Origin of the sequence: Roseateles microcysteis (assembly GCF_036880965.1) — a bacterium.
Lineage (GTDB): Bacteria > Pseudomonadota > Gammaproteobacteria > Burkholderiales > Burkholderiaceae_C > JAUASW01.
The window spans coordinates 517,828-536,235 of sequence record NZ_JBAJMV010000002.1 but is presented as its reverse complement, the minus strand read 5'-3'; the positions used below and the strand labels follow the sequence as shown (position 1 = coordinate 536,235).

At 63.2% G+C, this 18,408-nt stretch carries 15 protein-coding genes; 14 read left to right on the top strand and 1 reads right to left on the bottom strand.

Going from position 1 to position 18,408, the window contains the following annotated elements:
• Nucleotides 1-152: 152 nt before the first annotated feature.
• Nucleotides 153-959: a flocculation-associated PEP-CTERM protein PepA gene (gene pepA / locus V3596_RS07375; RefSeq protein WP_334277033.1), complete on the top strand. Its 807-nt coding sequence runs from the start codon at nucleotides 153-155 to the stop codon at nucleotides 957-959.
• 101 nt (nucleotides 960-1,060) lie between these two features.
• On the opposite strand, the gene V3596_RS07370 is transcribed toward pepA, so the two are convergent.
• A complete protein-coding gene (locus tag V3596_RS07370; RefSeq protein ID WP_334277032.1) occupies nucleotides 1,061-1,936 on the bottom strand; it encodes a ThiF family adenylyltransferase in 876 nt (291 codons plus the stop codon).
• Nucleotides 1,937-2,298: 362 nt separating this feature from the next.
• Here V3596_RS07370 and V3596_RS07365 point away from each other — a divergent pair, with 362 nt between their 5' ends.
• From V3596_RS07365 to V3596_RS07305, 13 genes are all read left to right on the top strand, one after another.
• Nucleotides 2,299-2,865, top strand: coding sequence for an XrtA/PEP-CTERM system exopolysaccharide export protein (locus tag V3596_RS07365; protein WP_395386850.1), 567 nt, complete (start codon nucleotides 2,299-2,301; stop codon nucleotides 2,863-2,865).
• 89 nt (nucleotides 2,866-2,954) lie between these two features.
• Entirely contained in the window at nucleotides 2,955-4,538 is a 1,584-nt protein-coding gene (locus V3596_RS07360; protein ID WP_334277031.1) for an XrtA system polysaccharide chain length determinant, read from the top strand.
• A 2-nt stretch (nucleotides 4,539-4,540) separates the two neighbouring features.
• A complete protein-coding gene (locus V3596_RS07355; protein WP_334277030.1) occupies nucleotides 4,541-5,455 on the top strand; it encodes an XrtA-associated tyrosine autokinase in 915 nt (304 codons plus the stop codon).
• Nucleotides 5,436-7,004: a TIGR03016 family PEP-CTERM system-associated outer membrane protein gene (locus V3596_RS07350; RefSeq protein WP_334277029.1), complete on the top strand. Its 1,569-nt coding sequence runs from the start codon at nucleotides 5,436-5,438 to the stop codon at nucleotides 7,002-7,004. The genes V3596_RS07355 and V3596_RS07350 overlap by 20 nt, the downstream gene beginning before the upstream one ends.
• Before the next feature lie 5 nt (nucleotides 7,005-7,009).
• Nucleotides 7,010-8,086: an XrtA/PEP-CTERM system-associated ATPase gene (locus tag V3596_RS07345; RefSeq protein ID WP_334277028.1), complete on the top strand. Its 1,077-nt coding sequence runs from the start codon at nucleotides 7,010-7,012 to the stop codon at nucleotides 8,084-8,086.
• Nucleotides 8,083-9,228 carry a non-hydrolyzing UDP-N-acetylglucosamine 2-epimerase gene (gene wecB, locus V3596_RS07340; protein ID WP_334277027.1) on the top strand — a complete coding sequence of 382 codons (1,146 nt, stop codon included), beginning with the start codon at nucleotides 8,083-8,085 and terminating at the stop codon, nucleotides 9,226-9,228. The genes V3596_RS07345 and wecB overlap by 4 nt, the downstream gene beginning before the upstream one ends.
• Before the next feature lie 19 nt (nucleotides 9,229-9,247).
• Complete coding sequence (locus tag V3596_RS07335) at nucleotides 9,248-10,123, top strand: XrtA system polysaccharide deacetylase (protein WP_334277026.1); 876 nt, start codon at nucleotides 9,248-9,250, stop codon at nucleotides 10,121-10,123.
• Nucleotides 10,120-11,166 (top strand): FemAB family XrtA/PEP-CTERM system-associated protein, encoded by a 1,047-nt coding sequence (locus V3596_RS07330; protein ID WP_334277025.1) that lies wholly within the window; start codon nucleotides 10,120-10,122, stop codon nucleotides 11,164-11,166. The genes V3596_RS07335 and V3596_RS07330 overlap by 4 nt, the downstream gene beginning before the upstream one ends.
• Nucleotides 11,167-11,180: 14 nt before the next feature.
• Complete coding sequence (locus V3596_RS07325; RefSeq protein ID WP_334277024.1) at nucleotides 11,181-12,395, top strand: TIGR03087 family PEP-CTERM/XrtA system glycosyltransferase; 1,215 nt, start codon at nucleotides 11,181-11,183, stop codon at nucleotides 12,393-12,395.
• On the top strand, nucleotides 12,392-13,954 hold the full coding sequence (gene xrtA, locus V3596_RS07320) for an exosortase A (RefSeq protein ID WP_334277023.1): 1,563 nt from the start codon (nucleotides 12,392-12,394) through the stop codon (nucleotides 13,952-13,954). The genes V3596_RS07325 and xrtA overlap by 4 nt, the downstream gene beginning before the upstream one ends.
• Nucleotides 13,955-13,993: 39 nt before the next feature.
• Nucleotides 13,994-15,277, top strand: a complete 1,284-nt coding sequence (locus V3596_RS07315; RefSeq protein ID WP_334277022.1) for a nucleotide sugar dehydrogenase — start codon at nucleotides 13,994-13,996, stop codon at nucleotides 15,275-15,277.
• A 20-nt stretch (nucleotides 15,278-15,297) separates the two neighbouring features.
• On the top strand, nucleotides 15,298-16,437 hold the full coding sequence (locus V3596_RS07310) for a TIGR03088 family PEP-CTERM/XrtA system glycosyltransferase (RefSeq protein ID WP_334277021.1): 1,140 nt from the start codon (nucleotides 15,298-15,300) through the stop codon (nucleotides 16,435-16,437).
• Between the two features lie 12 nt (nucleotides 16,438-16,449).
• The gene (locus V3596_RS07305) at nucleotides 16,450-18,405 is read left to right on the top strand and encodes an XrtA/PEP-CTERM system amidotransferase (RefSeq protein WP_334277020.1); all 1,956 of its coding nucleotides are present in this window, start codon (nucleotides 16,450-16,452) and stop codon (nucleotides 18,403-18,405) included.
• Nucleotides 18,406-18,408 lie beyond the last annotated feature (3 nt).

Genomic DNA, 18,408 nt, shown 5'->3' with positions numbered 1-18,408 from the left:
TTTTTACAGTTGCCAGTCACCCCTTCCTCTTGAAATTGTTAAGTTATTGATTTGTAAGAAGAAATTCACCCTGGCACGGCGCGTGCTTACTACTCAGTCGTGAACCAGCCAATTGGCTTCAACAAGCAAGCTTTCTCCACAGGAGTGACATGATGAAGAGCAAACTTCTTTCCGTATGCGTCGCCGGCGCTCTTGCGCTCACGAGCTTCTCCGCATTCGCGGAATTCAAGGATTTCAAGATCAACGAAACGGTGATCCCTGGTTCCGCTGCGGGCCAGAGCTCGGTGACCGTCGACAAGATCACCGGCCTGTACACCGAAGTTCTGGGCCTGACCGGTCCTGGCACGTTCTCGGCTTCGGCAGTTGGCTTCTTCACCGGCTACGCCGCTGATGAAGGCACGTCGACCCCGTTCACCAACCTGACCAGCGGTCTTGGCGCTCCGGGCACGTTCTATCGCATGTACGCCAAGTTCGTCGCCTCTGGCGCCGCTACTTCGGCCACCGACTTCGTCGGCACGGCTGGCGCGATGCAAATCTGGCTGGACCCGGATGCCAACACGGTGTTCAACATCAACGCCGGCAGCAGCTACACCACGATGCAAACCGCAACTGGCCTCACGGCTAGCGATGACATCTTGATCGGTAGCAGCGTCACCAGCTACGGCACGGGTGACCTGGTTGGCCCCCCGGGCGCCTTCAACATCTTCTTTGATGACTTCACGCTGACCGCTTTCGGTTCGACCTACTGGTTCGATCCGGCACCGTTCCACATCCGTGTGCAGACCAATGGTGACTTCGACCGCGTCACCCCGACGACCGGCGGCGCCACCGATCCGTTCCCTTACCTGATCACGGGTGACTTCAGCGCCGTGTTCATCCCTGAGCCGGGTTCGCTGGCCCTGGTGGGTCTGGGCATGGCCGGTCTGGGCCTGCTGAGCCGCCGTCGCCGCGCAAAGTAAGCGCATCGCTTGGCACGAGTCGGAGCTTGCCCGACTCGATCCAAGAAGAAAGCCCGCTGCGAAAGCTGCGGGCTTTTTCTATTGTTGGGTGTCCTTCAGGTCTAGGCCTTGGAGCCTGCGTCGTTGCCCCGGAGCAGTGGCCTGACCAGCATCAGCAGTAGTTGCTGCAGGGGGTTCGAATTGCCCCAGGGGCGCCAGGTGAATTTGAGCTTTTGCCCATAGGCATCGAATTGCATCGCCCACGGGGCTGGGCGCAAGGCGCCTCGCCCGAGCAATACCTTGAGAACGGCCGTCCCCATCACGCCGCCACACAGTGCGCAGGCCATGCCGGTGGACGGGCCGCGCTTCTCGCGGAAATTCACGGCCTCGGGTGCAACCAGGTAGTTCCGGTTCAGCATGGCCGGTGAGAGCCCGACGGCGAAGCGCGCGAGTTGCTCGTCCTTCGCATGGCCTTCCAGCTTGAAATAGTCTTCGAAGCTCATGCCATCGGCTGAGAAGTAGAGCAGGGCGGTGCTCATGCCCAGGGGGGCGGCGGTCAGTGCCGGAATTCCCTTTTCACGGCAGCGCGCGAAAACCTGGCGACGAATGTCAATCGCAAAGAAATCCAGTGCGTCAACATATACATCGACGCCTTCCAGGAATTCATCCAGATTATTGAGATCAATGCCGGACGGGAATTTCCGGACTTGAATTTCCGGGTTGATGTCCAGCGCCATCCGTTCGATCGTGTCCAGCTTGGTTTGGCCCATGGTGGACATGAAGGCGCCTGCCTGGCGGTTCATGTTGTGCAGGTCGAATTCGTCGAAATCGGCCAAGACCAGCTTGCCGATGCCCAGCCGCGCCAAGACCAGCGAATGTTCCCCGCCAACCCCACCCAGTCCGGCAATGGCGATGCGGGCATTCCTCAGCCTGGCCTGCTCTGACTCGGTCACCCAGCCAATATTGCGGGAGAAAGCGCGGGCGTAGTCAAACTGCATTTGGTTCCTTTGCATTGCCGGCGGGCTGTCCCGGGCGGGGTGGCCGGCAGTCGCTGGGCAGTATCGCCGAGCGCTGTCGGCCCTACAACCGGAGCCGGGTCGGCGCCGATATTCAAGCTGATCGAATCCCCGTGCGATATTGCTCGCGCCTACTCGCAAGCCCCCTGTTTGCTGGGCACAAAAGCGTCAAAGCCCTGTGGCATGATCCGTGAATCAGCAGGTCGCCGGTCAGCGCTGTGCGTAGCTCAACGCATAGCGGCTTGGCGCTGTCGCCACCTACATCGAGAGGAATTGCCTTGAAGACACTGTTTGCATCCATTTCGGGCCGCTCCGGCTTGCTGGCTTTGGCGGTTTCCTTCGGTCTGCTTGCTGGTTGCGCAAGCACGGGAGGCATTCCTCCTGCGCCTGTCACGGCGGCTACGCAAGACTACAGCTACATCATCGGCCCCGGTGACGGCCTCAACATCATGGTCTGGCGCAACCCGGAGCTGTCGATGCAGGTGCCGGTGCGCCCCGACGGCAAGATCTCGGCGCCACTGATTGATGAAATGGTGGCACAGGGCAAGAACTCCATCGAGATTGCCCGCGACATCGAGAAGCAGCTCAGCAAGTATGTACGTGACCCGGTCGTCACCGTGATCGTCACCGGTTTCGTCGGGCCGTACAGCGAGCAGATCCGCGTGGTTGGCGAAGCCGCCAAGCCCCAGTTCCTGCCCTACAAGCAAAAGATGACCCTGTTGGACGTGATGATCGCTGTCGGCGGCCTGACTGATTTTGCTGCCGGCAACAGTGCCACCATCCTGCGCTCCGCCGAAGGCAACAAGCAGTATTCGGTGCGCCTGAAGGACCTGATCAAGCGCGGCGACGTGTCAGCCAACGTCGAGATGCGGCCCGGCGACATCCTGATCATTCCGCAGAGCTTCTTCTGACCTGAACAGCTGTCTGCGGCCCGGCCGGGCCGCAGTTCAGGGATGGCCGCCCCCCGGCCCTCTCGTTACCAACGCTTGAAGATTGTTTGATGGACCTCCTGCTCGCTCAACTGTTCTCGGTCACCAGGCGGATGTGGAAATACCGCTGGTACGGCGTGCTCGTCGCCTGGGTGACCGGCGCTATCGGTGCCATCGTTGTATTCAGCATGCCCGATCGCTACGAGGCCAGCGCGCGTATTTACGTCGATACGCAGTCCATCTTGAAGCCCTTGATGTCGGGCATGGCAGTGTCACCGAACGTCGAGATGCAGATCAACATGCTCAGCAAGACGCTGATCAGCCGGCCCAATGTTGAAAAGCTGGTGCGCATGGCTGACCTGGATCTGAAGAACCAGACCAAGGCGGAGCAGGAGGCGCTGATTGACCGCGTTAGCTCCGAGCTGAAGATCAGCAGCGCCGGCCGTGACAACCTGTATACGCTGGCCTACCGAGACCGGGACCCGGAACTGGCCAAGCGCGCCGTGCAGTCGCTGGTCACGATCTTCGTCGAGTCGAGCCTGGGTTCCAGTCGCAAGGACACCGCCACAGCTGCCAGCTTCATCACCGACCAGATCAAGAACTACGAAGCCAAGCTTGAAGAGGCTGAGTCCCGCCTCAAGGAGTTCCGTTTGCGCAATCTGCAGACGATGAATGCAGATGGCAAGGATTCGGCATCGCGCCTGGCTGAGATGAGCGGCCAACTGGATCGCGCCAAGCTGGAGTTGCGCGAGGCTACCCAGGCTCGCGACGCGGCGCGAGCGCAGCTGGAAGGCGAGCGGACTCGAGGCGCCAATACGACCACGCAGAGCTTGATGCAGGAATCGGCACTGACCGTCAGCACGCCCGAACTTGATGCCCGCATCGACGGCCTGAAGCGCAACCTTGACGCCTTGCTGCAGCGCTTCACCGAGCAGCATCCGGACATCGTGTCTGCGCGCAAGTTGCTCAAGGACCTGGAAGACCAGAGGCGTAAGGAAGTCGCTGAGCTTCGCAAGGCCGCCATGGCAGCTCCGGCTGTAGCGAACGGTCAGCCCTCCAGCCTGGCGCAGCAGGAATTGGCGCGCATGTTGGCCTCGTCGGAGGTCCTGGTTGCAGGCCTGCGTGCCCGGGTTGATGAATACTCATCTCGCTATGCGCAGGCCTTGGCTGCGGTCAAGACAGCGCCGCAGTTGGAGGCGGAGTTTGCCCAGCTGAATCGCGACTACTCGATTCACAAGAAGGCATACGAAGACCTGGTATCGCGTCGCGAGTCGGCTTCGCTGTCCGGTGATCTTGACGTTGCCAGCGGCGTTGCGGACTTCAAGCTGATTGACCCACCTCGTGCCAACCCAAAGCCCGTGGCCCCAAATCGCTTGCTGCTCCTGGCTGGCGTGTTGGCAGTCTGCATGGTTGCCGGTGTGTTCACGACTTTTGTCGGCTCACAGCTGCGCCCGGTTTTCCATGACGCGGGCGAACTGCGCCTGCGCACCGAACTTCCGGTCCTGGGTGTCGTTTCCCGGCTGATAAGCGATGCTGAAAAGCGCCGCGTACGTGTTGATCTGGTGCGCTTCGGCGTTGCCAGCGGTGGCCTTGTGGTCGTGTTTGCTGTGGGCCTATCCATCATGGCGATTCTGATGAGCAAGCAGGTGGGTTGAGCATGAGCAGCCTGATCGAACAAGCAGCACAAAGGCTGGAGCAACTGCGCCAGGCGGGCGTGATACTGCCGGATGCGCCGGTGCAAGCTTCGCCCATGCCTGAGTTGCCGCCCGCTTTGCCGGCCGCCACTGCAGATCTTGAAGTGTCGGCGACGCAATCCAAGCGCGTCGAGCTCGACCTGGTGGCCTTGGCGGCGCAGGGTTTCCTCGTGCCAACAGCGCCCCGCACCTTCATTGCCGATCAGTACCGTGTAATCAAGCGGCCGCTGATCCGGAACGCGATGGGCAAGGGTACCGACAAGCTCGCCCATGGCAATCTGATCATGGTGACCAGCGCCTTGGCCGGCGAGGGCAAGAGCTTTACCTCTCTTAACCTGGCGTTGAGCATTGCAGCCGAGCTGGACAACACCGTGATGCTGGTGGACGCCGACGTGGCCCGCCCCTCGGTGCTGCGCATGTTGGGCCTGCCACAGGGCCCGGGCCTCCTCGACGTGCTGGAAAACCAGGTCGACATGGCTGACGTGCTGCTACGCACCAATATCGACAAGCTGACGATCCTGCCCAGCGGTACACCGCATCCAAGGGCGACCGAGCTCTTGGCCAGCGATGCGATGACGGCGCTGCTGGCTGACATGGCCCAGCGCTACCCGGACCGCATCATCATTTTCGATTCGCCGCCCTTGCTGCTGACCACCGAGTCGCGCGTGCTTGCGTCTCACATGGGCCAGATCCTCATCGTCGTCCACGCCGACAAGACGCTTCAAGGCGCTGTCCAGCAGGCGCTGGCCAGCATTGAGTCTTGCCCCGTGAAGATGATGCTGCTGAACCAGGCCCATGCCGGTTCCGAGGGCAGCTACGGCTATGGATACGGATACGGCTATGGCTACGGATATGGCAATGACGCCAAATCTGAATGAAGGGCAAGGCTTCTGCATGCCGACGATGAGTCGTGTGGCTCAGGCGCTGCTGCTGCTCGGGGCAACGAGCCTGGCCTGGGGCCAGAGCGAGGATGGTGGTGCTGATCGCCGTGGCCTCAGCATCAAGCCGACGCTGAGCATGAGCGGCACCTTGACCGACAACATCGGCCTGAACGGTGGCCCCAAAGACAAGGCTGTGATCGGTATGGTGTCGCCGGGGCTCACGGTGCGCAGCAACACAGGCACGTTGCGGGGATCGCTCGACTATTCGATGGACGGGCTGATGTACTACCGCACGTCCTATGCCGACCGGGTGCAGCACCGGCTGCAGTCGCAGGCAAGCGCGGCCCTGCTCGAGGGCCGTTTTCTCATCGATATGCGGGCCACGGTCGGCCAACAGGCCCGTTCGGCCCTTGGTGCAGAACAGTCGGTCAGTCCGTATCTGAGCAATGCCAACCAGTCGCAGATGGCGTCGCTGACGATTGCACCGCGCTTGCGCGGCGTGCTCGCCGGCCTGGCCAACTACGATGCCAGCATTTCGGGCAGCGAGACCCGCGTCAAGGATTCCACGGTCGGTGACGGTCGCAGTGCACAGGCCAGCTTCAATCTCGAAGGCATGGGTGGAGTCGAGCGCATCATCAACTGGAATCTGTCGGCCCAGGCTTCGCGTGCGACAGGTTCCGGCCAGGCCCGCAAGACCTCGACCGACAGCGCCATGCTGGGTCTGCGCTACCGGCCCGACATGGACCTCGGCCTGAACCTGCAGGCCGGCAAGGAGCGTAGCAATTTCATTACGCTCGACCAGGTCACCAGCAACACGTACAGCCTCGGTGCGGACTGGACGCCGACCGAGCGCACGACGCTGAACGCCGAGTGGCGACGCCACAACTATGGCAACGCGCATTCGCTGAATTTCAGTCATCGCATGTCGCGCTCGTCCTGGCGCTACTCCGACAGCCAGGGCGTCAACGGCCCGGGCGCGGTCGGCGGTGGCACCCGCCAAACGAACTACGCGCTCTACGACTCCATCTTCACGGCGCAGGAGTCTGACCCCGTCAAGCGCGACCTGATGGTGCGTGCCTTCCTGCTTTCCAGCGGTCTCAGCGCTGATGCAATTGCCAACAGCGGCTTCCTTTCTGGCGCGGCCAGCCTGACCCGCTCGCAGACCGGTGCTTTTTCCCTGCTGGGCCAACGCAGCACTGCCACGCTGACACTCAGTCAGGCCAAGACCCGCCGGCTCGACCCGTTCAGCACGGTCAACGATGACCTGAGCAGCGGCGGCGTGTTGCGCCAGCGTTCGGGTGCCCTGAGCCTTTCGCACAAGCTGAGCCAGACCAACTCGGTGAGCCTCACAGTTGCGGACCAGAAGACCGACAGCAGTGGCAGTGGCCAGAGTACCGACCTCAAGACCCTGCTGGGGAGCTTCAATGGTCAGCTTGGGCGGCGCCTTTCCTATTCGTTCAGCCTGCGCCATGCGCGTTTCAACAGCGACGTGAAGTCTTATCGCGAGAACGCCGTGACCGCCACCCTTACTCAGCAGTTCCAGTAGCAGCCATGTACGAAGCCTTTTACGGCCTCAGCAGCAAGCCCTTCCAGCTGAGCCCGGACCCGAATTTCTATTTCGGCAGCAAGCAGCATCGACGGGCCAAGGCCTATCTGGACTATGGCGTGCTGCGCAATGACGGCTTCATCGTCATCACCGGCGAGATCGGTGCCGGCAAGACCACGCTCTTGCGCGGCCTGCTGGACAGCCTGAATCGCAGCAACGTGGTGATCGGCAATCTCGTCACCACTCAGCTTGACGCAGAAGATACGCTGCGCATGGTGGGGGCTGCCTTCGGCGTGCGCGTCAAGGACCTGCAGAAGTCCGAGCTCCTGATGACGCTGGAGGCCTTCTTCGTCAGCCAGGTCAGCCTGGGCAAGCGCTGCCTCCTGATCGTCGACGAAGCGCAGAACCTCTCGGCCCGCGCGGTCGAGGAGCTGCGCATGCTGTCGAACTTCCAGTTCAGCAACCAGTCGCTCTTGCAGACCTTTCTGGTCGGCCAGCCAGAGTTCCGCGGCATCCTGGCGCGGCCCGAGATGGAGCAGTTCCGCCAGCGCGTGGCGGCCACCTGCCATATCGGCCCGCTCGATGAAGACGAGACTCAGCGCTATATCGAGCACCGTTTGAAGTGCGCGGGTGCGGCCGGCAAGCCGACCTTTGAAGCCGATGCCTTCCCGGCCATCTACAAGGCCAGCCAAGGTATTCCACGGCGCATCAATTCGCTGTGCGACCGATTGCTGCTGCTGGGCTTCATGGCCGGCAAGACCCACTTGGCGCTGGCTGATGTGCAGGAAGTGCTGCGGGACGTCGAAGCCGAGACTGCGGTGCCCGTCAAGCCCTCGGCCAGCAGGCTGGACGACCTGAGCTCGCTCACCGGTGAAGTCGAGATCGATTTGGACCTGCGCGATAGCGAGATGAGCCGGCTCGACGGTGAACTCTCGGCGCTGAGCCAATCACAGCAACTGGAGCGCTTCCAGCGTCTGGAGGCCAGCCTGCAAAGGCTGGAGAAGATCAATTTGCAGACCCTGGGTCTGCTGCAGAAACTGGTGAAGGCCGTGCGGCCAACCACGACCGAGACACGAGAATGAGCGAAGCAGCAGTCAAGAGCCTGGCCCCTGTGATGTGCATCGTTGGTGCACGCCCGAATTTCATGAAGATGGCGCCCATCCTGCGCGCCCTGGCCCATCATCAGCCGCCGATTCCTGCGCTCCTGGTGCATACCGGCCAGCACTACGACACCGACATGAGCAAGAAGCTCTTCGTCGACCTGGGCCTGCCCACACCTGATATCAATCTCGAAGTCGGCTCTGGCTCGCACGCCGTGCAAACCGCCGAGGTGATGAAGCGTTTCGAACCGGCGCTGGACGAGCACAAGCCCAGCTGCGTCCTTGTGGTGGGCGATGTGAACTCGACCCTGGCCTGCACACTGGTCGCGGTCAAGAAAGACATCCCGGTGGCTCATGTCGAAGCCGGCCTGCGCAGCTACGACCGCAAGATGCCGGAAGAGATCAACCGTCTCCTGACCGACCAGGTGGCCGATCGCCTCTACACGACGGAACGCAGCGCCTTGGCCAACCTCGTGCGCGAAGGCATTGCCGAAGAGCGCGTGGTGTTCGCCGGCAATGTGATGATCGATTCGCTGGAAGCCAGCCGTCCGCATGCGCGTACGCCGGCTGACACGCTGGCCTCGCACCAGCTCGACCCGGCGTTGATCAAGCATCCCAAGGGCTATGGCGTGGTCACGCTGCACCGCCCCTCGAACGTGGACGATGCCGAGACGCTGAGGTCCCTCTTGACCGTGCTGGACACGGTTTCGAAGGACCTGCCTTTGGTGTTTGCGATGCATCCGCGCACCCGCAGCAATATCGAGCGCTTCGGTCTCAAGGACATGCTGGACCCGTCCCGCGTGGCCGTGTTGCCGCCGCAGGGATATCTTGAAATGCTGGGCTTGATGGGTGGCGCCACGCTGGTGCTGACCGACTCCGGCGGCCTGCAGGAAGAAACCACGGCCTTGGGCGTGCCCTGCCTGACGCTGCGCGAAAACACCGAGCGCCCGATCACGGTGGAGCAGGGCACCAACACCATGGTCGGCCTGGACCGCGAAGCGATCCTGCGCGGCGTGGCCGAGATCCTGGCTGGCCAGGGCAAGCGCGGTCGCGTGCCCGAGTACTGGGACGGCCACACGGCCGAGCGCATTGCCGCCGACCTCTACCAATGGCTCGGGGCCTGAAAGCAGGCAAGCAAGCAAGATGTTGATGCCCACCCAGCGCGGTACGCGCAATGCGATGACCATCGACGTGGAGGACTACTTCCAGGTCTCGGCCTTCGCGCCCTACATCCAGCGCAGTGACTGGGACTCGCGCGAGTGCCGCGTCGAGCGCAATGTGCAGCGCATCCTGGCTCTGCTGGCGCAGGAGGGCAAGCAGGCCACGTTCTTCACACTCGGCTGGGTGGCTGAGCGCTATCCGCAGCTGATTCGAGACATCGTTGCCGGCGGCCATGAACTGGCCAGCCATGGCTATGGGCACCAGCGTGTCAGCGACCTGAGCCGCGAAGAGTTTGCGCAAGACATCCGCCGCGCCAAGCAGTTGCTCGAAGACATTGGCGGTCAGTCGGTGCTCGGCTACCGCGCACCGAGCTTTTCCATCGGCCAGGCCAATCTCTGGGCTTTCGACGTGCTGCTGGAAGAGGGCTATCGCTACAGCTCCAGTGTCTACCCGGTCAAGCACGACCACTACGGCATGCCCGACGCGCCTCGCTTCGCCTATCCGGTGCGCGAGGGTCTGCTCGAGATTCCGCCCACCACGCTGCGCCTTGCCGGTCGCAACCTGCCCAGCAGCGGTGGCGGCTATTTCCGCTTGCTGCCCTACGCGCTGTCGCGCTGGATGGTGGGCCGCGTGAACGAGAGCGAGCAGCAGTCGGCGATCTTCTATTTCCATCCCTGGGAAATCGATGCCGGCCAGCCGCGCATCGAAGGCATAGACGCCAAGACCCGCTTCCGCCACTACGTCAATATCGAGCGCATGGAGGGCCGCATTGCCCAGCTGCTGCGCGACTTTGACTGGGGCCGGATGGACGAGATCTTCCTCGGGCGCCGCGCTGATGCGCTTGCCGCTGCCCAATGAGCTCGTCCTTCACAGTCAAGCGCCTGCAAGCACAGGACGCTGAAGCCATGCGGCGCTGGGACGAGTTCGTCTTTGCGCAGCCCAACGCCAGCTTCTTTCATCGCGCCGGCTGGCTGCGGGTGATCAGCCAGGTCTGGGGCCATGCCTGCTTCTTCCTTTACGTCGAGCAGGAAGCTCGCATCGTCGGCATCCTGCCGCTGGCGCAGGTGAAGAGTCGCCTGTTCGGCCATGCCCTGGTGGGGCTGCCTTTTGCGGTCTATGGCGGCGTGGTCGCTCAAGACGAGAGCGTGGCCAAGGCCCTGGAAGCCGAGGCCGGCAACATCGCCCGCCAACTCGGCGCCGAGCATCTGGAGCTGCGCCAGGTTCATGCCCGCAATGCAGACTGGCCGCGGCAAGACCTCTACGTCACCTTCCGCAAGGAAATTCTTGCTGAAGAAGAAGCGAACATGCTGGCCATTCCGCGCAAGCAGCGTGCCATGGTTCGCAAGGGCATCAAGAACGAGCTGCAGAGCCACATCGATGCCGACGCCGGCCGCTTCTTCGCACTCTATGCCGACAACGTCCACCGCCACGGCACGCCAGCCATGCCGCGACGCTGGTTCGAGGCGCTCCTGAAGGAATTCGGCCAGGACGCTGAAGTGCTGACGGTGACCGATGCAAACGGCCGGCCCCTGAGTTCGGTGCTGAGCTTCTATTTCCGCGATGAAGTGTTGCCGTACTACGCCGGCGACGACGAAAGCGCCCGCGACCTGGCCGCCAATGATTTCAAGTATTGGGAGCTGATGCGTCGCGCCTGCGCCCGCGGTTTGAAAGTCTTCGACTATGGCCGCAGCAAGCAGGGCACCGGCTCCTACAGCTTCAAGAAGAACTGGGGTTTCGAGCCAACTCCGCTGAACTACGAGTACCAGCTCTACAAGCGCGACGCCATTCCGCAGAACAACCCGAACAATGCCAAGTACCAGCTCCTGATCAAGACCTGGCGCCGCATGCCGATCAGCTGGGCCAACTGGCTGGGTCCGTTCATCGTGCGCAGCCTGGGCTGAGAGAGAAGCAGTCGATGGCCAATATCCTCCTGCTCGTCCACCGCCTGCCTTACCCGCCCAACAAGGGCGACAAGGTGCGCTCCTTCCATCTGCTCAAGCACCTGCAGGCGCAGCACCGCGTGTTCCTCGGCACCTTCGTGGATGACCCGGACGACGAACAGCATGTGGACACCGTGCGCGCCATGTGCGCCGGAGCCCATGTCGCGCGCCTGCATCCCTCGCGCGCCAAGCTGGCCAGCCTGCGTGGCCTGCTGAGCGGTGAGGCCCTGAGCTTGCCTTACTACCGCGACGCCGGCTTGAGCGAATGGGTCCAGGAGCTTGGCGCCAGCGGCAAGATCGATGCCGTGGTGGTGTTCTCGTCTTCGATGGCGCAGTACGCCGAGGCCTTGCCTGCTTTGCCGATGCTGGTGGACTTCGTCGACGTCGACTCGGCCAAGTGGACGGACTACGGCGCCGCCCATCGCTGGCCGATGTCCTGGCTCTACAAGCGTGAAGGCGAACGGCTGCTGGCCTATGAATCCGCGGTGGCCGCCAAGGCACGCTGCTCCTTCTTCGTCACCGACAAGGAAGTGGCCTTGTTCCGCAAGCTGTCGCCACAAAGCGCTGCTGCGCCGGTCGAGGCCCTGTGCAACGGTGTCGACGCGCAGTTCTTCGAGCCTGCGGCAGGGCGCGAATCGCCGTATGCGGCGGGCGAGGTGCCCGTGGTGTTCACCGGGGCCATGGACTATTGGCCCAATGTGGATGCGGTGCAGTGGTTCGCCACCGAAGTCTTGCCCAAGCTGCGCGAGCGCCGTCCGGAGGTCCGCTTCCACATCGTCGGCCGCAGTCCCACGCCGGCCGTGCAGGCGCTGGCCAGCGATGTGGTCAACGTCACCGGCACCGTGCCCGATGTGCGTCCCTGGCTGCAGCATGCCGCCGTGGTGGTGGCGCCGCTGCGGCTGGCGCGCGGCGTGCAGAACAAGGTGCTGGAAGCGATGGCCATGGCCCGCCCGGTTGTCGCGGCGCGCAGTTGCGTCGAGGCGCTGGACGTGGAGGAGGGCAGGGAGCTGGTCGCCGCCGAATCTGCGCAGGACTATCTGTTTGCCGTCGAGCGCCTGATTGGCTCACCGGCCGACGCTGCTGCCGTCGGCGCGGCGGGTCGTGAACGCGTGCTGAAGTCCTATGCCTGGACGGCCCATTTGTCGGGCCTTGATCGATATCTGACGCGTCCCGAGGAGATTGCTGGATGAGCCAAGTGATGCAAGAACCGGCGCGCGCGGCGTTGCCGGCTCACTGGCGGCAGCCGCTGCTGGCCTTGGCCCTGCTGCTGGCAGGCCTCGGCTGGCTGTTCCGCGACACCCTGACGGCCATGGTGCTGATCTGGGAGCGCTCCGAAACCTTTGCCCATGCCTTCGTGGTGCCGCCCCTCGCCCTGTGGTTGATCTGGCGGCGTCGCCATGAGCTGGCACAGATGCAGCCCAAGCCCAGCCCCATCTTCCTCCTGCCCATGGCGCTCATGGGCCTGGGCTGGCTGCTCGGCGAGCTGGTCTCAACCAATTCCGTGACCCAGTTGATGGCAGTGGCCATGCTTGTGCTGACGGTGCCGACGGTCCTTGGCAAGCGGGTGGCTGTGCATATCGCGTTCCCGCTGGGCTTTCTGTTCTTCTGCGTGCCCATCGGTGAGTTCCTGATGCCGCTGCTGATGGAGCACACGGCCAATTTCACTGTCGCGGCACTGCGGGCCAGCGGCATTCCGGTCTATCGCGAAGGCCTGCAGTTCGTGATTCCTTCGGGCCACTGGTCGGTGGTCGAGGCTTGCAGCGGCGTGCGCTACCTGATTGCCTCGCTGATGGTGGGCACGCTGTTCGCCTACCTGAACTACAACTCGATGAAGCGCCGCTGGATCTTCGTCGGCGTTGCGATTGCGTTGCCCGTCGTTGCAAACTGGTTGCGTGCCTATGGCATCGTGATGCTGGGCCATTTGTCGGGCAACAAGCTGGCCGTGGGGGTCGATCACCTGATCTATGGCTGGGTGTTCTTCGGCATCGTGATGCTGCTGATGTTCATGATCGGTGCGCGGTGGACCGAGCCCGAGTTGCCGTTTGTGCCCGCGGCCGCCGAACCATCTGCGCCCAGTGGGAGCAACAAGCTCTGGCTGGTGCTGGCTGCAGCCCTGCTGGTGCTGAGTCTGCCGCGCCTGGGACTGGATCGTCTCGATCGCCATGAAGGCCCCCGCGAGCTGAACATGTCTGCACCGGTGCTCAGCAACTGGCAGACCCAGGGCGAGCCTCTGAGTACTTGGGCCCCTGTGTTCGAGAATCCAGCCGCCAAGTTGCAAGGCACCTACGCGAATGACGGCGCCAAGGTTGGCCTGCATCTGGCGTACTACCGGCATCAGGGCTATGACAGCAAGCTGATCAATTCGCAGAACGTGCTGGTGGAGTCCCATGACAAGGAATGGGCACGGGTGAGCGACACCGCGAGCACTGTGGAACTCGGCAGCGCTGGATCGGTGGCCGTGCGCGGCATGCAATTGCGGGGCCTGACGAGCCAGGCGGCGCCTCGCCTGCTGGTCTGGCAGTTCTACTGGGTCGACGGCCACCTCACCAGCAGCGACATGCGCGTGAAGCTCTACACGGCCTTGTCGAGGCTGCAGGGCCGGGGCGATGATTCTGCCGCTGTCACCGTGTATACCTTGAACCCCGCAGAAAATGGCGAGATTGCGCCGCAGCTGCTCCAGCAATTCCTGCGCGAGAACTGGCCTGCCATCGAGCAGCATTTGCAGGCCGCGCGCAGCGGGCAGAAATAACCGAACTTCGGATTTGAGAAAGAAAGTAGAGGAATCGAGATGGCGACTACTGTTGCAGTGATTGGTCTGGGCTATGTCGGCCTGCCGCTGGTGGTGGAGTTCGGCAAGCACATGCGCACCATCGGCTTCGATATCTCGCTGCCCAAGGTCGAGGCCTGCCAGCGCGGCACAGACCCCTCGCGCGAGCTGACCGATGAGCAGGTGCAGGAAGCCAAGCACGCTGTCTATACCGCCGACCCGGCCATGCTGTCCGAGGCCGACATGATCATCGTGGCCGTGCCCACCCCGGTGGACGAGGCCCATATCCCGGACTTCAAGCCGCTGATCGGCTCCTCCACCAGCGTCGGCCGCCACATGAAGAAGGGCGTCACGGTCGTCTATGAATCGACGGTCTATCCGGGCGCCACCGAAGAGGTCTGCATCCCGGTGCTGGAAAAGGAGTCGGGCCTCAAGTGGAAGCAGGATTTCTTCGTCGGCTACAGCCCCGAGCGCATCAACCCGGGCGACAAGGAACACACGCTGACCAAGATCCTCAAGATCGTCTCCGGCGACACGCCGCAGACGCTCGAGAAGGTGGCCAAGCTGTATGAAACCATCATCATCCCTGGCGTGCATCGCGCGTCCAGCATCAAGGCCGCTGAAGCCGCCAAGGTGATCGAGAACACGCAGCGCGACCTCAACATCGCCCTGATGAACGAGCTGGCCATCATCTTCGACAAGATCGGCATCGACACCTCCGAGGTGCTGGAGGCCGCCGGCACCAAGTGGAACTTCCTGAAATTCAAGCCGGGCCTGGTCGGCGGCCACTGCATCGGCGTGGACCCGTACTACCTGACCCACAAGGCCGACATGCTGGGCTACCACCCGCAGGTCATCCTGGCTGGCCGCCGCATCAACGACAGCATGGGCAAGTTCATTGCCGAGCAGACCATCAAGCACATGATCGCCGCCGGCAGCTACATCAAGGGCGCCAAGGTCAATGTGCTGGGCCTGACCTTCAAGGAGAACTGCGGCGACCTGCGCAACTCCAAGGTGATCGACATCATCAACGAGCTCAAGACCTATGGTGTCGAGGTCTTCGTGACCGACCCGCAGGCTGAGGTCGAGGAAGCGATGCATGAATACGGCGTGCGCCTGCTGCCCTGGGATGAGCTGCCGCGCGCTGACGCCGTGGTGGCGGCCGTCGCGCACAAGGAATATGCGGGCCTCGGCGTGGACGACCTGGGCAAGAAAATGGTCAAGGGCGGTGCCTTCATCGATGTGAAGGCCGCCTTCGACGCTGCCGCGCTGCAGGACGCGGGCTACCGCGTCTGGCGCCTCTGAGCCCGAGGCTCACCGAGGGCATGTCCCCCGCTGCGCGGCCGCTGCTGATCGTCCACGTCATCCACCAGCTCCACATGGGCGGGCTGGAGAACGGCGTGGTCAACCTGATCAACCGGCTGCCGCGCGAGCGTTTCCGCCATGTGCTTGTCTGCATCGAGAGCATCGACCCCGACTTCGCCCGTCGCATCGAACGCGATGATGTCGAGCTGATCGCGCTGCGGCGTTCGCAGATCGGTGTCTGGAAGCTGCGCTGGCAACTGTTCCAGCTGTTCCGGCGCTTGAGGCCCGACGTGGTGCACAGCCGCAATCTCTCCGGCCTCGATGCGCTCTTGCCAGCGCGCCTGGCAGGGCTCAAGACCCTGCACAGCGAGCATGGCTTCGACATGGGCGACCTGCATGGCCGCCACAGCAAGCTGGCGCTCTTGCGCCGCCTGCATGCGCCGCTGGTGCGCCGCTATGTCTGCGTTTCGCGCGACTTGGGCCGCATCATGAGCGAGCATTGGGGCATTGCCGCTTCGCGCATCCGCCAGATCTACAACGGGGTCGATACCGAGCGCTTCAAGCCGGCCGAGCCACGCCGGCATGAGCTGCTGCCACTCGAGCTGCAAGGGCAGGGACTTTTCGTCATCGGCACGGTGGGTCGCGTTCAAGCCGTCAAGGATCAGGCGACGCTCTTGCGCGCCTTTGCGCTGCTCCTGCAGCGCCGACCTGAGCTGCAAACGCGCCTGCGCCTGGCCCTGATCGGCGATGGCCCCCTGTTGGCCGATCTGAAAGCTCTGGCCGGTGACTTGGGCGTTGAAGCTCAAACCTGGTTCACCGGCGCCCGCAATGACGTGGCCGAGCTGATGCAGGCGCTGGACCTGTTTGTGCTGCCTTCCTTGAACGAAGGCATCTCCAACACGCTGCTGGAGGCCATGGCCACAGGCCTGCCGCTGTTGGCCACGGCCGTCGGCGGCAACGTGGAACTTGTGCAGGAAGGCGTGGTTGGCGCCACATTCACGCCCGGCGATGCCGAGAAGCTGTCCGCAATGATCGAGAATTACGCTGACGATGCGGCGCTGTGTGCCCGCCATGGTGCTGCAGCGCGCCAGCGGGCGCTGCAGCAATTCAGCCTGGCGGCCATGATGGCCAGTTACCAGGACGTCTACGAGACGCTTTGAGGATCACCAGCCATGTGCGGTATCACAGGAATTTTCGACACCCGCGGCACCGGCGCCATCGCGCCTGAGCAGTTGCAGCGCATGAACGACTCGCAATGGCACCGAGGCCCCGATGAGGGTTCGCTGCATATCGAGCCGGGTCTGGGCTTCGGCCACCGCCGCCTGTCCATCATCGACATCGCCACCGGCCAGCAGCCGCTGTTCAACGCCGACCGCACCGTGGCCATCGTCTTCAACGGCGAGATCTACAACTACCAGAGCCTGATGGCCGAGTTGCAGGGCATGGGCTACGCCTTCCACACGAAGAGCGATACCGAATGCATCGTGCACGCCTGGGAGGCCTGGGGCGCCGACTGTGTCAAGAAGCTGCGCGGCATGTTTGCCTTCGCGCTCTGGGACAGCAAGCAGCAAACGCTCTTCATCGCTCGCGACCGCCTCGGCGTGAAGCCGATGTACTACTCGCTGCTGGACGACGGCAAGCTGCTGTTTGGCTCCGAGATGAAGTCCATCCTGGCCTACCAGGACGAGCAGGGCGGCATGCGCCGCGAGATCGACCCGCTGGCGGTCGAAGAGTATTTCGCGCTCGGCTATGTGGCCGAGCCGCGCTGCATCTTCAAGCAGGCCAGGAAGCTGGCGCCCGGGCACAGCCTGACCATCCGCCGTGGCCAGCCCATTCCGGAGCCGGTCGAGTACTGGGACGTGAACTTCACGCTCGACAACAAGATCGGCCTCGACGATGCCTGCGACGAACTGCGCGAGCGGCTGCAGGAATCGGTGCGCCTGCGCATGATCGCCGAGGTGCCGCTGGGCGCCTTCCTGTCGGGCGGCGTCGATTCGAGCGCCGTGGTGGCCACGATGGCCGGCCTCTCGGAGGGCCCGGTCAATACCTGCTCGATAGGCTTTGACGACCCCAAGTTCAACGAATCGGCCTTTGCCCAGACGGTGGCCGATCGCTACAAGACCAACCACCGCCTCGAGATCGTCAAGAGCGACGACTTCGACCTGATCGACATGCTGGCCCGCCTCTACGACGAGCCCTATGCCGACAGTTCGGCCATTCCGACCTACCGCGTCTGCCAGCTGGCGCGCAAGCATGTGACCGTGGCGCTGTCAGGCGACGGCGGCGACGAGAGCTTCGGTGGCTACCGCCGCTACCGCATGCACCTGATGGAAGAGCGCATGCGCTCGGCCCTGCCGGCCGGCCTGCGCCAGCCGCTGTTCGGCATGCTCGGCAAGATCTACCCCAAGGCCGACTGGGCGCCGCGCATGTTTCGCGCCAAGACCACCTTCCAGGGCATGGCGCGCAGCTCGGTCGAGGCCTACTTCCATTCGGTCTCCATCCTGCGCGGCCCGATGCGTGACCAGCTCTTCAGCCAGAAATTCAAGGCGGAGCTGGCCGGTTATGACGCACAAGCGGTGTTTGACCACCATGCGGCCAAGTCCAATACCGACGATCCGCTGGCGCTGATCCAGTACCTGGACACCAAGACCTACCTGGTCGGCGACATCAACACCAAGGTGGACCGCGCCAGCATGGCGCACTCGCTGGAAGTGCGCGAGCCGCTGATGGACCATGAGCTGGTCGAATGGCTGGCCACCTTGCCCTCCAGCCTCAAGATCAAGGGCCAGGAAGGCAAGTACCTGTTCAAGAAGGCGATGGAGCCGCAGTTGTCGGAAGACATCCTGTATCGACCCAAGATGGGCTTCGCGGTGCCGCTGGCGCGCTGGTTTCGCGGGCCGCTGAAGCAGCGTGTGCGCGATGCCATCCTCGGTGATCGCCTGGCGTCTACGGGTTGGTTCCAGCCTGAGTATCTGCGCCATCTGGTGGAAGGCCACCAGAGCGGTGCCTACGACTACAGCGCCCCGCTGTGGACCTTGTTGATGTTCGAAGCCTTCCTGCGCCAGGTCGTGGACGGCGGTGCGAGCGTGACCGGCCTCGCCCGAGAAACCGAAGAGGCGGTGGCCTGAGCA